Genomic DNA, 2,313 nt, shown 5'->3' on the forward strand with positions numbered 1-2,313 from the left:
CCGTGAGATATTAGGGCTACCTAATTTAAAAAGGTTTGTCTAACAAAATGAGAAGTTTCGAACTCCAATGCTTTCCGATTTGAAGGACAAACTTAAATAAAGCCAGGGAGAACACACTCGGGTGATGGTATGAAGGTTAAGATAATTCTCGGAACGGCAAGGGAAGGGAGAAAGAGCGAGAAGGTAGCAAGGTACCTCACCAGAAAGGCGGAAGAGCTCAGTTGGGAAGCAGAGATGATAGATGTAAAGGACTATCTTCTCTGCTACACCCACCGCTGGAAGGTAACTCCCGAGATCGAGCGCTACAGGGCCAAGATCCTTGAGGCCGATGCTCTCGTAATAGTCGCGCCGGAATACAACGGGAGCTATCCTGGGGAGCTGAAGATACTCCTCGATACGATTTACGACGAGTACGAGGCTCTGCCCGTTGGAATCGCCACGGTTTCGGTCGTTACCGGTGGGACGAGGCTTTTGATGGAGCTCAGAACGGCGGCTGTGAACTACAGGATGCTCCCCGTTGGACAGGTGCTCTTCTACAACGTGGACGATATCTTCGAGGGCGAGGAGCTTAAGGACGAGAAGTACATGGAGAGAGTTGAACGGCTCTTCAAGACCCTTGAGAAGTACGCAAAGGCTCTTAAGCCGATAAGGGACGAGGTGAGGGAAAAGCTGAGGGAGAGGGAGGAGCACCTCTAAGTCTCAGTCGCCCACCGTGGCGAGGTGGATCCCCAGTAGCAGGAGGAAAACGGCCACAAGAACCACATGGAGGACCTTCCACCGTCTCATGATCCCCACGAAGTGCTTCAAAGCCCTGCTCTCCTTCTTCCGTGCGGCCTTTTCGATCTTTATGTGGACGTATCTCCCATAGAAGCCGCTGATGTTCAGCAGGATTAAGGTTATGGCCATTCCAAGTCCGGCCTTGCCGCCGATGGTGGAGTAGTCGGTGCACGTCGCGAAGTGGGCCAGCGCTAACAGAGTTCCCACCACGGTGAAGGCGTGGTGTATTGTCATCGGATAAACCGGGCCAAAGACGGTAACGTAGGGCCTTTCGGGCCTGACGACTATCCCCGGCTCCCCCTTTCTGTGCTCGATGAAGAGCCTCCTCTTCGTGAGCGCGTAGTAGGCCGTGCCGGTGAAGATCAATCCCACCCCAAAGGCGGCCAAACCGCCGAGTTGGGCATCTCCTTCTCCGCTTTCTTCGTCCGCGAGCACAAAGCCGGGAAAGATGATGAGGGTTAGGATTACCACCGCCAAAGCCTTCCCGGCAACTTTCATCTTTCTCCGCCTCCGCCCTTCATTCCAAGCAGGAAGTAATGGTACGGGTAGACCTCGAACCGCTCAACCCTCGCAAAGCGGCGCCTCAGCATTTCAATTGCTTTCTCTTCGGTTATCCTTTCTTCAATGGGAGGCCCTCCGGGTGTTGGGATTCTCTTCCAGTCAAGAACGATAACGTAATCGTAAAGCCAGGAAGCACGTCTTAGGAACTCCCCAGGCTCCTCAAGCTCGTGGAGAACGTTGGAGAGAAAGAGCAGGTCACCTCCAATCTCTGGAAGCTCCGAGGAGTGGATTAAAACAACGTTCCCTATTCCCTCTTCTTCAAGGCGCTTCTTTAAGTAGTCAATCCTCTCCCTCCGCTTTTCCACAGCGTAAACCTTCTTAAAAAGCCCGGCTAAGGGGATCGTGAAGTAGCCGGTGCCCGCTCCAAAGTCCATGGCGACCTCTCGATGTGGGATCCTCGATTTTATGACTTGGATGACCGGTTCAACGGGCTGGGTCTTCTTCCTTGATTCACTGTGAAGGTGGTGCACTTCAATCACCTAAGAGAGTATCCTCCAGCGCGATAAAAGGTTTTTCCAGAGGCTCTCTGTTTGAACCAGTTAGGCTGTTGTCGAATCCAAATACAACGTTAGACGAAAAACTTTTAAGTGCCGTCTTAGAGGAGCATTCGGTGAAACACCATGAAAGCCCTCGTCATAATCTCAAGCGCTGACGATAGGGCCTTACCCGGCTTCATGTGGGCCGTCAATGCCCTCAAATACGGCTGGGCCGAGGACGTTGAGGTGATACTCTTCGGCCCGGTGGAGGAGGCCGTGGCGAATAGGGACGAGCGGTTTCTTCCGTGGATTGAAAAGCTGAGGGAGCTTGGGAAGTCTCCGGTAGCGTGCAAGAGGCTGGCGGAGATGGGAAACTTTGAGGCCCCGCTTAAGGAGCACGCGAGGCTCGAGTACGTGGGCAAAATAATAGCCGGCTACCTTGAGAGGGGATACGTGCCGATGACGTTCTGATGCTTAGAGGTTGCCCCTGAAGTAGACC

The 2,313-nt window shown here is 53.4% G+C and carries 4 protein-coding genes; 2 read left to right on the forward strand and 2 right to left on the reverse strand.

Translation table 11 applies throughout. The annotated features are described in order from the left end of the window. Positions 1-129: 129 nt before the first annotated feature. Positions 130-696 (forward strand): NAD(P)H-dependent oxidoreductase, encoded by a 567-nt coding sequence (locus MVC73_RS09000; protein ID WP_297510007.1) that lies wholly within the window; start codon positions 130-132, stop codon positions 694-696. A gap of 3 nt (positions 697-699) precedes the next feature. Here the strand turns inward: MVC73_RS09000 and MVC73_RS09005 are convergent, their stop codons facing one another. Next, positions 700-1,275 (reverse strand): hypothetical protein, encoded by a 576-nt coding sequence (locus MVC73_RS09005; protein WP_297510009.1) that lies wholly within the window; start codon positions 1,273-1,275, stop codon positions 700-702. Then, positions 1,272-1,817, reverse strand: coding sequence for a bifunctional 2-polyprenyl-6-hydroxyphenol methylase/3-demethylubiquinol 3-O-methyltransferase UbiG (locus MVC73_RS09010; RefSeq protein ID WP_297510012.1), 546 nt, complete (start codon positions 1,815-1,817; stop codon positions 1,272-1,274). The genes MVC73_RS09005 and MVC73_RS09010 overlap by 4 nt, the downstream gene beginning before the upstream one ends. A 141-nt stretch (positions 1,818-1,958) precedes the next feature. Here MVC73_RS09010 and MVC73_RS09015 point away from each other — a divergent pair, with 141 nt between their 5' ends. After that, a complete protein-coding gene (locus tag MVC73_RS09015) occupies positions 1,959-2,285 on the forward strand; it encodes a hypothetical protein (RefSeq protein ID WP_297510014.1) in 327 nt (108 codons plus the stop codon). The last annotated feature ends 28 nt before the right edge of the window (positions 2,286-2,313 follow it).

The sequence above is a fragment of the Thermococcus sp. genome (assembly GCF_027052235.1).
Taxonomy (GTDB): domain Archaea; phylum Methanobacteriota_B; class Thermococci; order Thermococcales; family Thermococcaceae; genus Thermococcus.